Source organism: Allobosea robiniae (assembly GCF_900102525.1).
Taxonomy (GTDB): Bacteria; Pseudomonadota; Alphaproteobacteria; order Rhizobiales; family Beijerinckiaceae; genus Allobosea; species Allobosea robiniae.
In genome coordinates this window covers 23,391-39,597 of the sequence record NZ_FNBZ01000001.1, presented here as the reverse complement: position 1 = coordinate 39,597, position 16,207 = coordinate 23,391, and the positions used below count along the sequence as shown (strand labels likewise).

Below are 16,207 nucleotides of genomic sequence, written 5' to 3'. Positions count from 1 at the left end.
AACGGGCTCAGGCGATATCTTCGGCCGTAGGAACGTGCGGCGACCGCATGGAATGCCACGGCCAGGCGGAAAGGGGCGGGGGCCGCCTCGCGAGGCACATTGGCCGCGGTGGAGAGGCGCAACACTGTGCCATAGCCCCGGGGGCGGACGGCAGTTTGTGCTTCCCGCCGCGGGCAATGCGGTGCTCGCGCCGTTTGAGGCCCGTCTATGATCCGAGCAACGGCCACAACCGTTTCGCCACAGGGGATTTGCGCGGATGACTGTCTTCAAGCCGAAATTCGTCACCTTCGATTGCCACGGCACGCTGATCTATTTCGCGATGGATAAGGCGGCGCGCGCGCTCTATGGCGACAAGCTGGACGAGCCGGCCATGCAGCGCTTCATCACGAATTTCTCGGCCTATCGGCTCGACGAGATCCTCGGCGACTGGAAGCCCTATGAGGAGGTCGTCTACAATTCGCTGGAGCGGACCTGCCGCCGCAACGGCGTCGCCTTCCGCCCCGAGGATGCGCGCTGGATCTACGAGCAGGTGCCGACCTGGGGACCGCATGCGGACGTGCCGGCCGGGCTCGCCAAGGTGGCGAAGGAAATCCCGCTCGTCATTCTCTCCAATGCGGATGACGACCAGATTCCGCACAATGTCGCCCGGCTCGGCGCGCCTTTCCATGCCGTCTACACGGCCGAGCAGGCTCGCTCCTACAAGCCGCGCATGAAGGGCTTCGAATACATGTTCGACATGCTGGGCTGCGGGCCGGAGGACGTCTGCCACGTCTCGTCCTCGTTCCGCTACGACCTGATGACGGCCCATGATCTCGGCATCAAGAACAAGGTCTGGGTCAATCGCGGGCACGAGCCGGCAAACCCGTATTACGGCTATACCGAGATCAAGGACATCGGCGGCCTGCCCGGCGTCTTCGGCCTCTGAGGCAAGGGCAGGGGACATAGGCGCGATGCAGTTCAAGTCCTATTGGCATGATACGGCGGCGCCCTTCGACGGCGCCGTCTCCGGGCCGGTCGAGGGCAGCTATGACGTGGCGGTGATCGGCGGCGGCTTCACGGGTCTCGCGGCGGCGCGCCAGCTGGCCATGGCCGGTGCGAAAGTCGTCGTCCTGGAAGCCCGAAGCGTCGGTTACGGCGCCTCGGGCCGCAATGGCGGCCATCTCAACAACGGTCTCGCCCACAGCTTCGTCGGTGCCAAGGAGGCGCTCGGCACAGAGCGCGCCGTCGCGCTCTACAAGGCCTTCGACGACTCGGTCGATACGATCGAGCGGATCGTGGCGGAGGAGGGCATCGACTGTGCCTTCCGCCGCGCCGGCAAGCTCAAGCTCGCCTCGAAGCCGGAGCACGTCGCCTCGCTCACCCGCAATTTCGAGGTGCTGCATCGCGAAGCCGATCCCGATACCGCGATGCTGAGCCGGGCCGAGCTCAAGAACGAGATCGGCTCCGACGGCTTCCATGGCGCGATGCTCTCGAAGAAGAGCGCGATGATGCATATGGGCCGCTTCGTCGCCGGGCTCGCCACCGCCGCGGCGCGCCACGGCGCGGTCATCCATGAAGACGCCCCGGTCACCGGGCGGCGGCAGGAGGCCGGGCGACATATCCTCGACACGCCGCACGGCAGCGTTTCCGCCAGGGATGTGCTGGTCGCGACCGGCGCCTATACCTCCGGCCCCTTCGCCTGGTTTCGCCGGCGCGTCATCGCGGTCGGGAGCTTCCTGATCGCGACGCGGCCGCTCACCGAAGCCGAGGCCGCTGCGACCATGCCGGGCAACCGCACGGCCGTGACCTCGCTGAATATCGGCAACTACTTCCGTCTCGCCCCCGACAACCGGCTGATCTTCGGCGGCCGGGCGCGCTTCTCCGCCACCTCCGACCAGACCTCCGATGCAAAGAGCGGAGCCATCCTGCGTGCGAGCCTTGCCGGCATTTTCCCGCAGCTCAGGGATGTCGAGATCGACTATTGCTGGGGCGGGCTGGTCGACATGACCAAGGATCGTTATCCGCGCGCCGGCTACGAAGATGGTGTCTGGTACGCGATGGGCTATTCCGGGCACGGCGCGCAGATGTCGACCCATCTCGGCATGATCATGGCCGATGCGATCCTCGGCCGGCCGGATCGCAACCCGCTGAAGGGGCTGTCCTGGCCGCCGGTTCCGGGCCATTTCGGCAAGCCCTGGTTCCTGCCGCTGGTGGGGCTTTACTACAAGGCGCTCGACCGGATTCAGTGACCGCATCGCACTGTCGCGACAGCGTGAACAGGCGCCGGGAAACGCCCGGCGCCTGTTCTGTTTTCAGAGACCGCCGATGTGGAAGGCCTTGACCTCGAGATATTCCTCGATGCCGAGCTGCGAGCCCTCGCGGCCGAGGCCGGACTGCTTGACGCCGCCGAAGGGGGCGACTTCCATCGAGATCGCGCCGGTATTGAGGCCCACCATGCCGAATTCCAGTGCCTCGCCGACGCGCCAGGAGCGGCGCATGTCCTGCGTGAAGAAATAGGCGGCCAGGCCGAAGGGCGTGCCGTTGGCGACGGTAATCGCCTCCGCCTCGCTGCGGAAGCGGAAGAGCGGCGCCACCGGGCCGAACGTCTCCTCGCTCGCCAGCAGCATCTCGGTCGTCGCCTCGCCAAGGACAGTCGGCGTGGCGTATTGCTTGCCGTCCGGCATCCCGGCCGCGCTGGCCAGGCGCCTGGCGCCCTTCGCGAGGGCGTCGTCGACATGGCGCTCGATCTTCTCCAGCGCGGCGGCATTGATCATCGGGCCGATATCGATGCCGGTCTCGGTCCCCGGGCCGACCTTCATCGCCGTGACGCGGGCCGAAAGCCTCTCGGCGAAGCGGTCATAGATGCCGTCCTGCACCAGGATGCGGTTGGCGCAGACGCAGGTCTGGCCGCCATTGCGGAACTTGGAAGCGAGGATGCCGTCGATCGCGAGGTCGAGATCGGCATCGTCGAAGACGATGAAGGGTGCGTTGCCGCCGAGTTCCAGGCTGAGCCGCTTGATGCTGTCGGAGGCCTGCCGCATCAGGAGCGCGCCGACGCGCGTCGAGCCGGTGAAGGAGATCTTGCGAACGCCGAGATTGCCGGTGAGCTCGGCGCCGATCTCGGTCGGCAGGCCAGTGACGATGTTGACGACGCCGGCCGGGATGCCGGCCCGCTCCGCCAGAACGCCGAGCGCCAGCGCCGAATAGGGCGTCAGTTCCGAAGGCTTGATCACGACGGTGCAGCCGGCGGCAAGAGCCGGCGCGACCTTGCGGGTGATCATCGCGTTCGGGAAGTTCCAGGGCGTGACGATGCCGCAGACCCCGACGGGCTGCTTGAGCACGACGATGCGCCGGTCGGCGGTCGGGGCGGGGATGGTCGAGCCGTAGATGCGCCGGGCTTCCTCGGCGAACCATTTCACGAAGGAAGCCCCGTAGCGGATCTCGCCGCGGGACTCGGCGAGCGGCTTGCCCTGTTCGCGGGTCAGGATCAGCGCCAGATCCTCGAGATGCTCGAGCATCAGGCCATGCCAGGCTTCCAGCAGCGCCGCGCGCTCGGCCGGAGTTCGGGCGCGCCAGCTCTCGAAAGCGGCCGTGGCGGCGTCGATCGCGGCGCGGGTCTCAGGCGTGCCGGCGTCCGGCACCGTGCCGAGAACCGCTTGCGTGGCGGGATCGACGACGTCGAGCGTGCGGCCCGAGGCCGCGCCGATCCACTCGCCGCCGACAAGGCAGGCTTCCTGCACGAGTCCGGGGTCGCGAAGGCCTTCGATGGTCATCTCTGCTGTCCTCTCAAGCCAGCGCCGCGACGATGGCGCCGGTGATCTCGGTTGTCTTGTGCTGGCCGGGCTTCGTGCCGATGCCACGAGCGGTTGCGGCTTCGATAGCGCTGATCACGGCGGCTGCCGCGCGCGATTCCCCGAGATGGTCCAGCATCATCGCGCCGGACCAGATCGCCGCGATCGGGTTGGCGATACCGAGATGGGCGATGTCGGGGGCCGAGCCATGCACCGGCTCGAACATCGAGGGCGCGTTGCGCTCGGGGTTGATATTGGCGGAGGCCGCATAGCCCAGCCCGCCCTGGATGGCTGCGCCGAGATCGGTCAGGATGTCGCCGAACAGGTTCGATGCGACGACGACGTCGAGGCTTTCCGGCGCCATCACCATCCGCGCCGCCATGGCGTCGATATGGTAGTTCGCGACCTCGATATCGGGATAGTCGGCCGCGACCTGGGCGGTGACCTCGTCCCAGAACACCATCGAATATTTCTGCGCGTTCGACTTCGTCACCGAGGCGAGCTTGCCCCGGCGCTTGCGGGCCTGCTCGAAGCCGAAGCGCAGGATGCGTTCGACGCCCTTGCGGGTGAAGATCGCCGTCTCGACCGCGACTTCGTCGCCCGTGCCGTTATGGATGCGGCCTCCGGCGCCCGAATACTCGCCCTCGGTGTTTTCGCGGATGCAGAGGATGTCGAAGGCACTGGCGCGCAGCGGCCCCTCGACGCCCGGCAGCAGTCGGTGGGGGCGGATATTCGCGTATTGCACGAAGGCCTTGCGGATCGGCAGCAGGAGCCCGTGGAGCGAGACCGAATCCGGCACGCGCTTCGGCCAGCCGACCGCGCCGAGCAGGATCGCATCGAAGCCGCGCAGCGTCTCGATGCCGTCCGGCGGCATCATCGCGCCGGTCTTCTCGTAGAAATCGCAGGACCAGGGGAAGCTCGTGCCGTCGAGCGCGAAGCCCGCGCCGGCCGCCGCCTTGTTCAGCACCTGCCAGGTCGCGTCGATGACGGCGGTGCCGATGCCGTCGCCCGGGATCAGGGCGATCTTGTAGGATTTCACGGTGCAGTCTCCTCAGACGGCGATCAGGACGCTCTTGGATTTGCGATTGGCGAGATAGGCCTCGCGGCCGAGATCCTTGCCGAGGCCGGACTGCTTGTAGCCTCCGGTCGGCAGGATGTGGTCCCGCGAGCGGCCATAGCGGTTGACCCAGACGGTGCCGGCCTGGAGGCGGTCGATCGCACGCAGCGCCCGCGACAGATCGCGCGTGTAGAGGCCGGCGCAGAGCCCATAGGTCGGATGATCGGCGAGCCCGAGCCCTTCCTCTTCCTCCCGGAAGGTCTGGACGGTCAGGACCGGTCCGAAGATTTCCTCGGTCACGGCGGGCGAACTGGCGTCGACGCCCTCCAGCACGGTCGGCGCATAGAAATAGCCGGCATGGTCGAGGCGTTCGCCGCCCAGACGGCAAGTGGCGCCGCGCGCCACCGCCGCATGGACGATGCCAGTCATGCGGCCGATCTGCCGCTCGGAGATGATCGGCGAATAGGCGCTCGCTGCGTCCCAGGTCGCGCCCGGGCGGACAGTGCGCATGCGCTCGACGATGAGCCCGACGAGCTCCTCCGCGACGCTCTCCGCCACGATCAGCCGCGAGCCGGCGACGCAGGCCTGGCCGGCATTGCCGAGGATGCTGCGGGCGATGGCGCCGGCCGCAAGCGGCAGGTCGGCATCGGCGAAGACGAGTTGCGGGCTTTTTCCGCCGAGTTCGAGCGTCATCGGCTTGATGCCTGTGCGGGCGATGTTTTCCATGATCGCGGCGCCGGCGGCGGTCGAGCCGGTGAACGAGACCTTGGCGATGTCGGGATGGCCGGTGATCGCGGTGCCGGTGGTCCGGCCGTCGCCGAGCACGATATTGACCAGGCCGGCCGGCAAGCCGGCGCGCACCGACAGCTCCGCCAGGTAGAGCGTGGCGAAAGGCGTCATCTCCGAGGGTTTCAGCACGACGGCATTGCCGGCCGCGAGCGCCGGGCCGAGCTTCCAGCCGGCCATGTTGATCGGGAAGTTCCAGGGCGTGATTGCGCCGACGACGCCATAGGGCTCCGTCGCGATCATGCCGAAGCTGTCGGAGCCGGTCGGGACGAGATTGCCGCCTTCCTTGTCGGCGAATTCGGCGAAGAAGCGGATCTGCTCCGCGGTCACCGGAACATCGCCCGCCATGAGCTCGGAGATCGGCCGGGTCGAGGCGATGGCCTCCAGCCGCGCCAGCGTTTCCGCTTCCGCCTCGATGAGGTCGGCCCAGCGATGCAGCGCGCGGGCGCGTTCCCGCGGCGCCAGGCGCCCCCAGCCGCTCTCGGCCAGGGCTGCCTTCGCGGCGGCCACGGCGCGGTCGACGAGGCCGGCATCGCCGACCGGGCAAGCGGCGAAAGCGGCCGCGTCCGAAGGGCGATGCAGGTCGATGCCATCCTTGGCATCGACCCATTCGCCGCCGATGAAATGGCCGCGCGGGAGCGTGACCGAGGAGGGATCGAAACTTAGCGACACGGCGGATCTCCAGCTGGCGGTCGTGTCAGGCTAGATCGGCCACACCCGCAGTTTGCGCCTCTGAACGTGCCGGCGCCGATCGGAAATCCCGTTTGCTCCGCGCGGCGCGGCCGATTCTTCGGCGCGCCCTCAGCCGGCAATGACGTAGATCTTCCGGACGGTCTCGATCGTTTTCCAGACGCCGACATAGCCGGGCTTCATCACGAAGCTGTCGCCGGCGCGGAAGATGCGCGGCGGCTGGCCTTCCTCGGTCAGCTCCACGACGCCGGAGAGGATGTAGCAGAACTCCATCGTCTCGCCTTTGATCGAGCGGGTCTCGCCCGGCGTGGCTTCCCACACGCCCGTGCGGACGGGGTCCTTGCGGGATTCGTCCTGCGCCCAGGTCTTGAACGACGGATCGCCGGAAATGAGGCGGTCCGCGGCCGCCTTTGAATGCTTGGGCTCGCCGGTTCCGGCGAGGTCGAGCTTGACGAGAAGAGACATGGGATAAGCCTTTCGTTGGGCAGGAGGATTCAGTAGCCGCGGCTGCGATCGACCAGGCCGATCGGCGGCAGGCCGGAGCGATGGCGACGGATATTCTCGATGACGGCCCTGGCTGCGGGCTCGGCCTCCACCTTGCTGGCGATATGCGGCGTCAGGATCACCTTGGGATGGCTCCACAGGCGATGGCCGGGCGGAAGCGGCTCTGGCTCCGTGACGTCGAGCACGGCGCCGGACAGATGGCCTCTGTCGAGTGCATCGAGCAGGGCAGCCTGGTCGAGATGCTGGCCGCGGCCGACATGCACGAGGCCCGCCCCGACGGGGAGTTGCGCAAAGAGCTCCGCATCCAGAATGCCGGTCGTCTCGGGCGTGAGCGGCAGCAGGCAGATCAGGATATCGGTCTCGGCGAGCAGGGTGGACAGGCCCGCCGCGCCATGAAGGCAGCGAATCCCGTCGATCGATCGCGGCGAGCGGCTCCAGCCGGATATCGGAAAGCCGAAAGGCTTCAGGCGGTCGATGACGGCCGATCCCATCATGCCCAGGCCGAGCACGCCGATCCGGCGGTCGGTGGCGGATACGATATCGTACGCCTCCCAATGCGCGGCGTTCTGCTGGGCGATGTAGAGCGGCCATTGCCGATGCAGGGCGAGCACGCCGAGCGTCACGTATTCCTGCATCATCCGGGTGATGCCCTCCTCGACCATTCGGACGACGAGGACGCCGGGCGGCAATCCGTCCGTCTTCATCTGGTCGATGCCGGCGCCGATCGAGAACAGGATTTCGAGATTGGCAAGACGGTGGAGATCGTCCGGGGCCGTCCAGGTGACGAGATAGCGGATATCGGCGGGATCATAGGCATCGCCGGCTTTGAGGAAGCGGATATCCGGCAATTCCTCGGCGAAGCGCGCCGAAAACACCCGGGCCCGCTCATCGGTGGAGTTGAAGAGGAAGGTCAAGGCGAGCTCCGTGAGATCGGAAGATCAGGCTGTTCCTGCACGAATTCTGCGCCGGGCCGTTCGCGCATCCCGTCGCGGGCGGCTCCGGGTCAAGGCGGCGTTGGCGACATGATAGGGCCGGCGCACCGGCCTTCGCATCGTTTCGGCACCGCCTCGCGGACTTCCCTGCCGAATTGCCGTGGAATAACGGTGCTTCCTGTTGCGGGATTGGTTTAGAACCGATCGGTACCCGGCTGGAATCGGCAGCCGGGCAGAGCCGTGGACACGGCGGAGGCTGCGATTTGGAGACGATCGCCCGACTGCATATCGACACGTTCGAGCTCAGCTTGCGCGACATCAGGCAGGTCGATCCCACGCTGCTGCATGCGCTGTCCGTTTCGGTGGGTTGGCCGCATCGGGAAGGCGACTGGCAGATGCTGCTCGATCTGGGGCAAGGGCTTGCCGCTGTCGACGAGATCGGACGGGTCGTCGGAACCGTGATGTGGCTCCGCTACAGGCCGGATTTCGCCATGGTCTGCATGCTGATCACCTTGCCCCGCCTGCAGGAGCAAGGGGCGGGAAGCTGGCTCATGGAGAAGGCGCATGAGCTGAATCCGGGCGTCGTTTTCGGGCTCACCGCGACGCGGGAGGCGAAGCGGCTCTATCGCTCGCTCGGCTACGGGTACGAGCAGAAGGTCCTGCGTTGTCAGGGGGAGGCCGCCCCGGATGCGCTCAATCCTGGAAAGGTCATGCCTTTCGCCAGGACGGAAGGCTCGCTTCGTCCGCTCCAGGCCGAGGATCACGACAGCCTTCTGCGGCTCGACTGTGCGGCGATCGGCCTGGATCGCTCCGCCGTTTTCGGTTCCCTGCTTCCGGTATCCGAGGGACATGTCCTGATCCGCAACGAGGAGATCGTCTCCTTCGCCCTTTGCCGGCCGTTCGGACGAGGGCATGTCATCGGCCCGGTCATCGCTGCGACCGAGGCCGATGCGATCGCGGTCTCGCGCCCCTATGTCGAGGTCCATGCCGGCAGGTTCCTGCGAGCCGACACGCCGGCCTGCAATACCGCCTTCACCAACTTCCTCGTCGCCAGCGGCATGCAGATCCACGACAGCGCCACATCGATGGGGCTGGGACGGGCTCCCTACATGCCGTCGATCCCGGGCGGTCCGCGCCGCATCGCGCTCGCCAGTCAGGCGCTCGGCTAGCGAGGCCACCCGGAGGCTGGCGCCGGGCCCATGCCCGGATGGGGCACGGGCCTATCTGACTTCGTTGACATAGGCGTGAGCGGCCGTCGTCGCGCGATGCCATCCGAGGATGGTGGGAACGCCCGCCTGATCGTAGGCGACCTCGTCGATCGTCAGCACGGCTTCGCGCCCGCCGAGCTCGAGCAGCGCGATATCCTCGTCATCGGCGAGATCGGCGGTGATCTGTTCGCGAACCGCGGAAATCCGGATACCGTAGCGTTCCAGCAGGTGGAGATAGAGCAGGGGCGGCAGGTCGGTGGTGCCGCACGGCCAGTCCGGCAGCCGTTCCTGTGCCATGATCATCCTGTCGTGCATCACCGGACGGCCATCGACATGGCGAATGCGGCGAATCCTGATCACGCCTCCGGCCCTGATCTGCAGCGCCTCCGCCTGTGCCGGCGTGGCGGGCAGGGCCTCGACGCTCAGGAACCGGCTGGTCGAGCGGACGAGACTGCCATCGGCCCGGTGCAGGCGGAAATACTGGAAGAAGAAGCGCAGGCTGTGATGCGGCGTCCGGCCGGTCACGACCGTGCCGGTCTTGCGGCGGCGCGTCAGCAGTCCCTCCGCCACCAGATCGCTCATCGCGCGGCGCACCGTGCCGACCGCGATGCCGAAGCCCTGGGCGAGGGACGTCTCGCTGGGAAGAACCATCCCCGGCTGCCATTCGCCGACCAGGATCGCTTCCGACATGTGTCGCTTCACGCGCTCATAGAGCGGCGCGGCTTCGCCGGCGCCGAAATTCGGCAGGGTCGGCGCCGCGGCTCTGGCATCGCTGCCCGTTCCGGCCGCAGCGGCCGTCGCATTTTTGGCATTGACAGGGGGCATGCCGCTGAGTCCTATTTCTATATAGTTTATATGAAAGAGAGGGGACCGCAAATGGCATTGCCAGAAGCGGCATTTCGATTGCTCCATCGCAGATCGTACGGGCGCCGGACAAGCGCGGCGTCGCTGGGCTGAACGATGGTCGAGCCTGTATCCCTCCGACAAAACGAGACGGCGCTGGCGGAGGCCTGCGGCTGGATTGCCGCCAATGCCGACGATGCGGTCGCCGGGCTCGGCCGGATGATCGCGGTCGACACCTCGTTCCCGCCCGGCCTGGGCTACGATGATTTCGCCGGGCTGATGGAGGCGCTCGTCGCCCCGCTCGGCTTCGAGGCCGAACGGGTCACGGTGCCCGAGAGCCTGTGGAAGGTGCCGAATGGACCGGGGGCCGGCCCGCGCACGAACCTGATCGCCAGCCGCGCCGGCGGGCGGCCGGTCTGCGGCCTTTATTTCCACGTCGACACGGTGCCGGCCGCGGCGGGCTGGAAAACCGATCCGCTGCGCATGGAGCGCGACGGCGATCGCCTGATCGGCTTGGGCGCAGCCGACATGAAGGGTTGCGTCGCCGCGATCCTGCTGGCGTTGCGCGCCGCCCGGACCTGCGGCGTCGAACTCGCCTACGACCCGATGCTGCTGTTCTGCACCGACGAAGAGGGCGGCCTCTATCCCGGCATCCGCTACCTCGCCGAGCAGGGCCGCCTTCCCGAGCACATCCTCAACTTCAACGGCAGCGCCGAGGCGCGGGTCTGGGCCGGCTGCTTCGGCCTGTTCAACCTGCTCGTCCGCATCCATGGCCAGGCCGTCCATGCCGGCGAAGGCAACCGCAAGGGTTCTGGCGTCAATGCGATCGATGGAACGCTGCCGCTGCTCAACGCACTGACGGAGCTGAAGGCGCAGATCGCGACCCGTGTCTCGGCCCTGCCGCCGCCGCCCGGCAAGCCGCCGCTCGCAGCCCAGCTCAACCTCGCCGCGATCCAGGGCGGCACGGCCGGCGGCCAGGTTCCGGCCCTCGTCGAGCTGACGCTCAACCGGCGCTATGCCCCGGAGGAGCGCTTCGAGGAGGCGTTGGCCGAGATCGAGGCGGTGATCAGCCGCAGCACCGCCACCGTGCCCGATCTCTCGATCGAGACGACGCTGGTCGGGCACCTGATGCCGACCGCCGACCCGGCCGGGCCGCATTGGCCGCGCTGGCAGGCCGCGATGGGGCAGGGCTTCGGCTATGCGCCGGAGGACTTCCGCAAATGGGGCGCGGCGAGCTGCTCCGATTTCGGCTGGGTCCAGCGCGCGACCGGCCGGCAGGAGGTGCTGCTCGGCGGGCTCGGCCGGCCCGACCGCAACGTCCACTCGCCGGGCGAATACACCACGGTGCCGGACATCGTCTCGCTGGCGCGGGCGGTGCTGTCCTATCTCGCCGCCGATTTCAGGCCCGACATCAACCCCGATCTATCCCCCAAGAGCTGAAGGAGCGTTCCATGCCGAGCATCCATCGTCGCGATTTCCTCGCCGCTTCCGCCGCTCTCAGCGGCCTTGCCCTGTCCGGCGTTCCGGCCTTCGCGCAGACGCCACGCCGGGGCGGCACGCTGCGCGTCAGCGTCGACCAGGCGGTTTCCAAGCTCAATCCCCTCGTCACCCGCGTGAACCCGGAATATCTCGTCGCCGAACTGCTCTACTCCAACCTGACCCGGCTCAAGCCCGACATGAGCGCCGAGCCCGATCTTGCTGAATCCTGGACGAATTCCGCTGACCTGACCGAGTGGACCTTCGCTCTGCGCAAGGGCCTGAGCTTCCATGACGGCTCGCCCTGCACGGCGGCCGATGTCGTCGCGACCTTCGAGGCCATCCTCGACGCCAAGACCGCCTCGCCGGCCCGTCAGAATGTCGGCCCGATCGCCAAGGTCGTGGCGAAGGACGATGCCACCGTTGTCTTCAGCCTCTCGGCTCCCTTCGCCGACCTGCCGGTGACGCTCGCCTACACCAACGCCAAGATCGTGCCGGCCGCGGTCATCAAGGGTGGTCTCCAGAAGCTCGACCGCGAAGCCGTCGGTACGGGCCCGTTTAAGCTCGTCTCCTTCGAGCCGGAGCGGCAGATCGTCGTCGCCCGCAACGACGCCTATTACGACAAGGACCGGCCCTATCTCGACCGGATCGAGATTCTCGTCTTCCCGGATGTCAGCGCCGAGGCGTCCGCGCTGATCGCAGGCGATACCGACCTGATCTCGACGACCCCGCCGACCGAATTCGGCCGCCTGCAGAAGGCGAGCGGCGTCAAGGCACTGCGCGTGCCGTCTGGCCAGTTCTGCAATGTCAATTTCGGCTGCGACCAGAAGCCCTTCAACGATGTGCGCGTGCGCCAGGCGCTGGCTCTCACCGTCGACCGCGCCGCCATGGTCGATTTCGTCACCGAGGGCTTCGGCTCGCCTGGCAACGACACGCCGCTCAACCCGGCCTATCGCTTCTATGCCGACCTGCCGGCGAAAAAGGCCGACATCGCCAAGGCCAAGGCGCTGCTGGCGGAAGCCGGCTATCCGAAGGGGCTCGAGGCGACGCTGATCGCCTCCGACCGACCGGGCCAGCGCACCCAGCTCGCCGTCGCCCTGCGCGAGATGGCCAAGCCCGCCGGCTTCGACATCAAGGTCGAGACCATGCCGCACGCGACCTATCTCGATCAGGTCTGGAAGAAGGGCTCCTTCTATGTCGGCTTCTACAACATGCAGGCGACGGCCGACGCCATCTTCTCGCTGCTCTACACCTCGAACGCCGCCTGGAACGAGACGCGCTGGAACAATGCGGCCTTCGACAAGGTCGTCTTCGAGGCACGGGCGACCGTCGACGAGACCAAGCGCCGCGCGCTCTATGCCGAGGCGCAGAAGCTGATGAATGCCGAGGTGCCCTCGATCATCCCGGCCTTCTTCGACCTGCTCGGCGCCCAGCGCGAATGGGTCGAGGGTTATCAGCTTCACCCGCGCGGCGCGGTGTTCCGGCTCGACCATGTCTCGCTCGGCGCCAACGCGCCGAAGCGTAGCTGAGCAAGCGGGGCGAGCCAGCGTGTCGCCAGCCTATATCCTCAAGCGGGTCCTGCTGATCGGCTACACGCTGCTCGTCGTGTCGCTGATCGTCTTCGCGATCACCCAAATCCTGCCGGCGGACGCTGCCGTGATGATGCTGGGCGAGAACGCGACGCCTGATGCGCTGGCGGCCCTGCGGACCAAGATGGGGCTGAACGACCCCATCTGGATGCAGTATCTGCACTGGCTGGGCGGCGTCGTCCGCGGCGATTTCGGCGTCTCGATGCGCACCGGCCAGCCGGTCGCGCCGGCGATGATCGAGGCGCTCGGCCGCTCGCTGCTGCTCGCCCTGTTCTCGATCCTGCTGATGCTGGCGGTCGCGATCCCGCTCGGCATCGTCGCGGCGGTGAGAAGGGGCAGGGCGGCCGATCTCGGCGTCAGCTTCCTGTCCTATATCGGCGTTTCGGTGCCGGAATTCGTCACGGCGACGCTGGTCGTGCTCGTGCTGGCCGACTGGCTGCAATGGCTGCCGGCGACGGGCTACGTGCCGCTGACGGAGGACCCGTTGCGCGGCTTGAAGCATCTCGTCCTGCCGGTGTTGACGGTCTCGATGATCCTGATCGCGCATGTCTCGCGCATGGTGCGTTCGGAGCTCGTCGACGTGCTGCACTCCGACTATATCCGCGCCGCGCGTCTGAAAGGGCTGTCGAAGCGGCAGGTGCTGTTCAAACATGGTCTGCGCAACGCACTGCTGCCGACGATCACGATCGTCGCGCTCGATGTCGGCTATCTGCTCGGCGGCGTCATCGTGGTCGAGGAGATCTTCGCCCTGCCGGGCATCGGCCGCCAGCTCATCGTCGCGATCCAGGCGCGCGACCTGCCCTCGATCCAGGCCGGAGCACTGATCATGGCGACGACCTATGCCGTCGCCAATTTCCTCGCCGACATCTGCTATGCCTGGCTCGACCGGAGGATCCAGTATGATTGAGATCCTCAGGCGCATGCTGCGCTCGCCGCAAGGCGCGCTCGGCCTCGTGATCGTCGGGCTGATCCTGCTCGTCGTGATCGCCGGACCCTGGGTCGCGCCGCAGGACCCCGAGAAGATGGCGCCGCTGATGCGCTACAAGCCGCCGAGCGCGCAGTTCTGGCTCGGCACCGACCAGTATGGCCGCGACATCCTGAGCCGCCTGCTGCACGGCGCCCGCGCCACCGTCGTCATGGCGGTGCTGGCGACGGCGCTGGGCACGCTGGTCGGCGCCGTGATCGGCACCGTCTCGGCCTTCCTCGGCGGGCGCAGCGACGAAGCGATCATGCGCACCGTCGACGCGATCATGTCGATCCCGAGCCTGCTGCTGGCGCTCCTGATCGTGAACCTGCTCGGCAAGAGCAGTCTCAACGCGCTGCTCGCCATCGCGCTCGCCTTTGCGCCGGGCATGGCGCGGGTGACGCGCTCGGTCGCGCTGTCCGTGCGCAAGCAGGATTACGTCAATGCTGCGGTGGCGCGTGGCGAGAGCGCGGCCTTCATCGTCGGGCGCGAGATGCTGCCGAACGTGGTGGCGCCGATCATCGTCGAGATGACGATCCGCGTCGCCTTCGCGGTGATGCTGTTCGCGACGCTCTCCTTCCTCGGACTGGGCGCCCAGCCGCCGGCGTCCGAATGGGGCCTCATGGTCTCGGAGGCCCGCCGCTTCATGCATCTGAGCGCCTGGATGATCCTGTGGCCGAGCCTTGCCATCGCGCTGGTCGCGATCGGCTTCAACCTGCTCGGCGACGGCCTGCGCGATGCGCTGAACCCGAGGACCTGAGCGATGAGCGAAACGATCCTCGACATCGCCGGCTACGGTCTCGACTACGCGACGCCGACCGGCTTCATGCGCGCCCTCGACGACGTGACGCTCCAGGTCGCCAAGGGCGAGGTGCTCGGCCTCGTCGGCGAATCCGGTTCCGGCAAGACCTCGCTCGCCTGGGCGATCATGCGCTACCTGCCGGCGAGCGCGCGCGAGGCCGGCGCCATCCGCCTGACCGGGCAGGACCTGCTCAAGGCTTCGGAAGCCGAGATCGAGGCGATCCGCGGCAAGCGCATCGGCATGGTCTTCCAGGACCCGAGCACCTCGCTCAACCCGACCCTGCCGCTCGGCGAGCAGCTCGCCGAAGTGCTGGTGCGCCATCGTGGCCTGACGCGGAAACAGGCCTGGGCCGAGGGCGAGGAACGGCTCGCCCGTGTCGGCCTGAAGATCCCGAAGCAGATGATGCGGCGCTACCCCCATGAGGCATCGGGCGGCGAGAAGCAGCGCGTGGTCATCGCCACCGCCTTCGCCTGCCAGCCGGAATGCATCATCTTCGACGAGCCGACGACCGCGCTCGACGTGATCACGGCAAGGCAGATTCTCGACCTCTTCAAGGAGCTGCAGGCCGAGACTGGCGTCGCCTCGCTCTACATCTCGCATGACCTCGCGCTGGTCTCGCAGATCGCCACGAAGGTCGCGGTGATCCATCGCGGCAGGATCGTCGAGGAGGGGGCGCTCGGTGAGGTCTTCGCCCGGCCGCAGGATGCCTATACCCGCAAGCTGCTCGCCGCCGTGCCGCGGCCGGACCGCCGATTGGTCGAGACGAGCGCGACCGAAGCAACGAAGCCGCTGGTCGAGGTCGAGAAGGTCAGCGTGCTCTATGGCCGCAAGCCCTTCCTCGGGGCCTTGCTCGGTCGCGCCAACACACAGTTCACGGGCAACCGGGAGGTCAGCCTGTCCGTGATGCCCGGAGAAATCCTCGGCATCGTCGGCGAGTCCGGCTCGGGCAAGTCGACGCTCGCCAAGGCGATGACGGGGCTCAATCGCTTCGAGGGCGAGATCCGCTTCGCCGGCCGCCGGATCACCGGTCTCGGCGATATGGACCGGGCCTATCGCCGCGATGTCCAGATCATCTTCCAGCACCCGGATTCCTCGCTGAATCCGCGCCAGCGCATCCGGGAGATCCTGTCGCGGCCGCTCGCGCTCTATGGCGAGCCGGGCTCCCGCCGGGACGCGGCTGCGATCGGCGAATTGCTGGAGCAGGTCAGGCTGCCGGCTGCCTATGCCGAGCGTTATCCGCATCAGTTGTCCGGCGGCGAGAAGCAGCGCGTCGCCATTGCGCGCGCCTTCGCTTCCAAGCCCAGGCTCGTGATCTGCGACGAGATCACCTCGGCGCTCGACGTCTCCGTGCAGGCGTCTGTGGTCGAGCTTCTGGTCGATCTGCAGAAGCGCTTCGGCACGGCCTATCTGTTCATCACCCACGATCTCAATCTGGTGCGCCAGATCGCCCACCGGATCGCGGTGATGTATCGCGGCGACCTCGTCGATCTCGTCGATATCGCGGCGCTCTCGACCGGTCCCCTTCACCCCTACACCCAATCCCTGCTCGAAGCCGTGCCCGCCCCGGCCACGGCCGCCTGACATTC

Annotated in this window: 14 protein-coding genes; 8 read left to right on the top strand and 6 right to left on the bottom strand. The window is 67.5% G+C overall.

The features are described 5' to 3' along the window. The first annotated feature begins 256 nt into the window (after positions 1 to 256). Complete coding sequence (locus tag BLQ70_RS00175; RefSeq protein ID WP_091855349.1) at positions 257 to 925, top strand: haloacid dehalogenase type II; 669 nt, start codon at positions 257 to 259, stop codon at positions 923 to 925. Between the two features lie 25 nt (positions 926 to 950). Further along, positions 951 to 2,228, top strand: coding sequence for an NAD(P)/FAD-dependent oxidoreductase (locus BLQ70_RS00170; RefSeq protein WP_091855348.1), 1,278 nt, complete (start codon positions 951 to 953; stop codon positions 2,226 to 2,228). 63 nt (positions 2,229 to 2,291) lie between these two features. Here BLQ70_RS00170 and BLQ70_RS00165 read toward each other — a convergent pair whose 3' ends face one another. The 5 genes from BLQ70_RS00165 to BLQ70_RS00145 form a co-directional block, all read right to left on the bottom strand. After that, entirely contained in the window at positions 2,292 to 3,752 is a 1,461-nt protein-coding gene (locus tag BLQ70_RS00165) for an NAD-dependent succinate-semialdehyde dehydrogenase (RefSeq protein WP_091855347.1), read from the bottom strand. Positions 3,753 to 3,765: 13 nt separating this feature from the next. Then, positions 3,766 to 4,809: a tartrate dehydrogenase gene (locus BLQ70_RS00160; RefSeq protein ID WP_091855346.1), complete on the bottom strand. Its 1,044-nt coding sequence runs from the start codon at positions 4,807 to 4,809 to the stop codon at positions 3,766 to 3,768. A 12-nt stretch (positions 4,810 to 4,821) separates the two neighbouring features. Beyond that, on the bottom strand, positions 4,822 to 6,285 hold the full coding sequence (locus BLQ70_RS00155; RefSeq protein ID WP_091855345.1) for an aldehyde dehydrogenase family protein: 1,464 nt from the start codon (positions 6,283 to 6,285) through the stop codon (positions 4,822 to 4,824). A 129-nt stretch (positions 6,286 to 6,414) separates the two neighbouring features. Beyond that, on the bottom strand, positions 6,415 to 6,768 hold the full coding sequence (locus tag BLQ70_RS00150; RefSeq protein WP_091855344.1) for a cupin domain-containing protein: 354 nt from the start codon (positions 6,766 to 6,768) through the stop codon (positions 6,415 to 6,417). Positions 6,769 to 6,797: 29 nt separating this feature from the next. Beyond that, positions 6,798 to 7,721 carry a 2-hydroxyacid dehydrogenase gene (locus BLQ70_RS00145; protein ID WP_061963494.1) on the bottom strand — a complete coding sequence of 308 codons (924 nt, stop codon included), beginning with the start codon at positions 7,719 to 7,721 and terminating at the stop codon, positions 6,798 to 6,800. A gap of 281 nt (positions 7,722 to 8,002) precedes the next feature. Here BLQ70_RS00145 and BLQ70_RS00140 point away from each other — a divergent pair, with 281 nt between their 5' ends. Then, positions 8,003 to 8,908 (top strand): GNAT family N-acetyltransferase, encoded by a 906-nt coding sequence (locus tag BLQ70_RS00140; RefSeq protein WP_091855343.1) that lies wholly within the window; start codon positions 8,003 to 8,005, stop codon positions 8,906 to 8,908. A 51-nt stretch (positions 8,909 to 8,959) separates the two neighbouring features. Here the strand turns inward: BLQ70_RS00140 and BLQ70_RS00135 are convergent, their stop codons facing one another. Continuing rightward, complete coding sequence (locus BLQ70_RS00135) at positions 8,960 to 9,772, bottom strand: GntR family transcriptional regulator (protein ID WP_091855342.1); 813 nt, start codon at positions 9,770 to 9,772, stop codon at positions 8,960 to 8,962. Between the two features lie 135 nt (positions 9,773 to 9,907). Here BLQ70_RS00135 and BLQ70_RS00130 point away from each other — a divergent pair, with 135 nt between their 5' ends. From BLQ70_RS00130 to BLQ70_RS00110, 5 genes are read left to right on the top strand one after another with little or no spacing between them, the layout of a single operon-like run. Next, positions 9,908 to 11,230 carry a M20 family metallopeptidase gene (locus BLQ70_RS00130; RefSeq protein WP_091855341.1) on the top strand — a complete coding sequence of 441 codons (1,323 nt, stop codon included), beginning with the start codon at positions 9,908 to 9,910 and terminating at the stop codon, positions 11,228 to 11,230. An 11-nt stretch (positions 11,231 to 11,241) separates the two neighbouring features. Continuing rightward, positions 11,242 to 12,795: an ABC transporter substrate-binding protein gene (locus tag BLQ70_RS00125; protein WP_091855340.1), complete on the top strand. Its 1,554-nt coding sequence runs from the start codon at positions 11,242 to 11,244 to the stop codon at positions 12,793 to 12,795. Positions 12,796 to 12,814: 19 nt separating this feature from the next. Next, positions 12,815 to 13,762, top strand: a complete 948-nt coding sequence (locus BLQ70_RS00120) for an ABC transporter permease (RefSeq protein WP_091855339.1) — start codon at positions 12,815 to 12,817, stop codon at positions 13,760 to 13,762. Then, positions 13,755 to 14,579 (top strand): ABC transporter permease, encoded by an 825-nt coding sequence (locus BLQ70_RS00115; protein WP_091855338.1) that lies wholly within the window; start codon positions 13,755 to 13,757, stop codon positions 14,577 to 14,579. The genes BLQ70_RS00120 and BLQ70_RS00115 overlap by 8 nt, the downstream gene beginning before the upstream one ends. A 3-nt stretch (positions 14,580 to 14,582) precedes the next feature. Then, entirely contained in the window at positions 14,583 to 16,202 is a 1,620-nt protein-coding gene (locus tag BLQ70_RS00110; protein ID WP_091855337.1) for a dipeptide ABC transporter ATP-binding protein, read from the top strand. Positions 16,203 to 16,207: the final 5 nt, after the last annotated feature.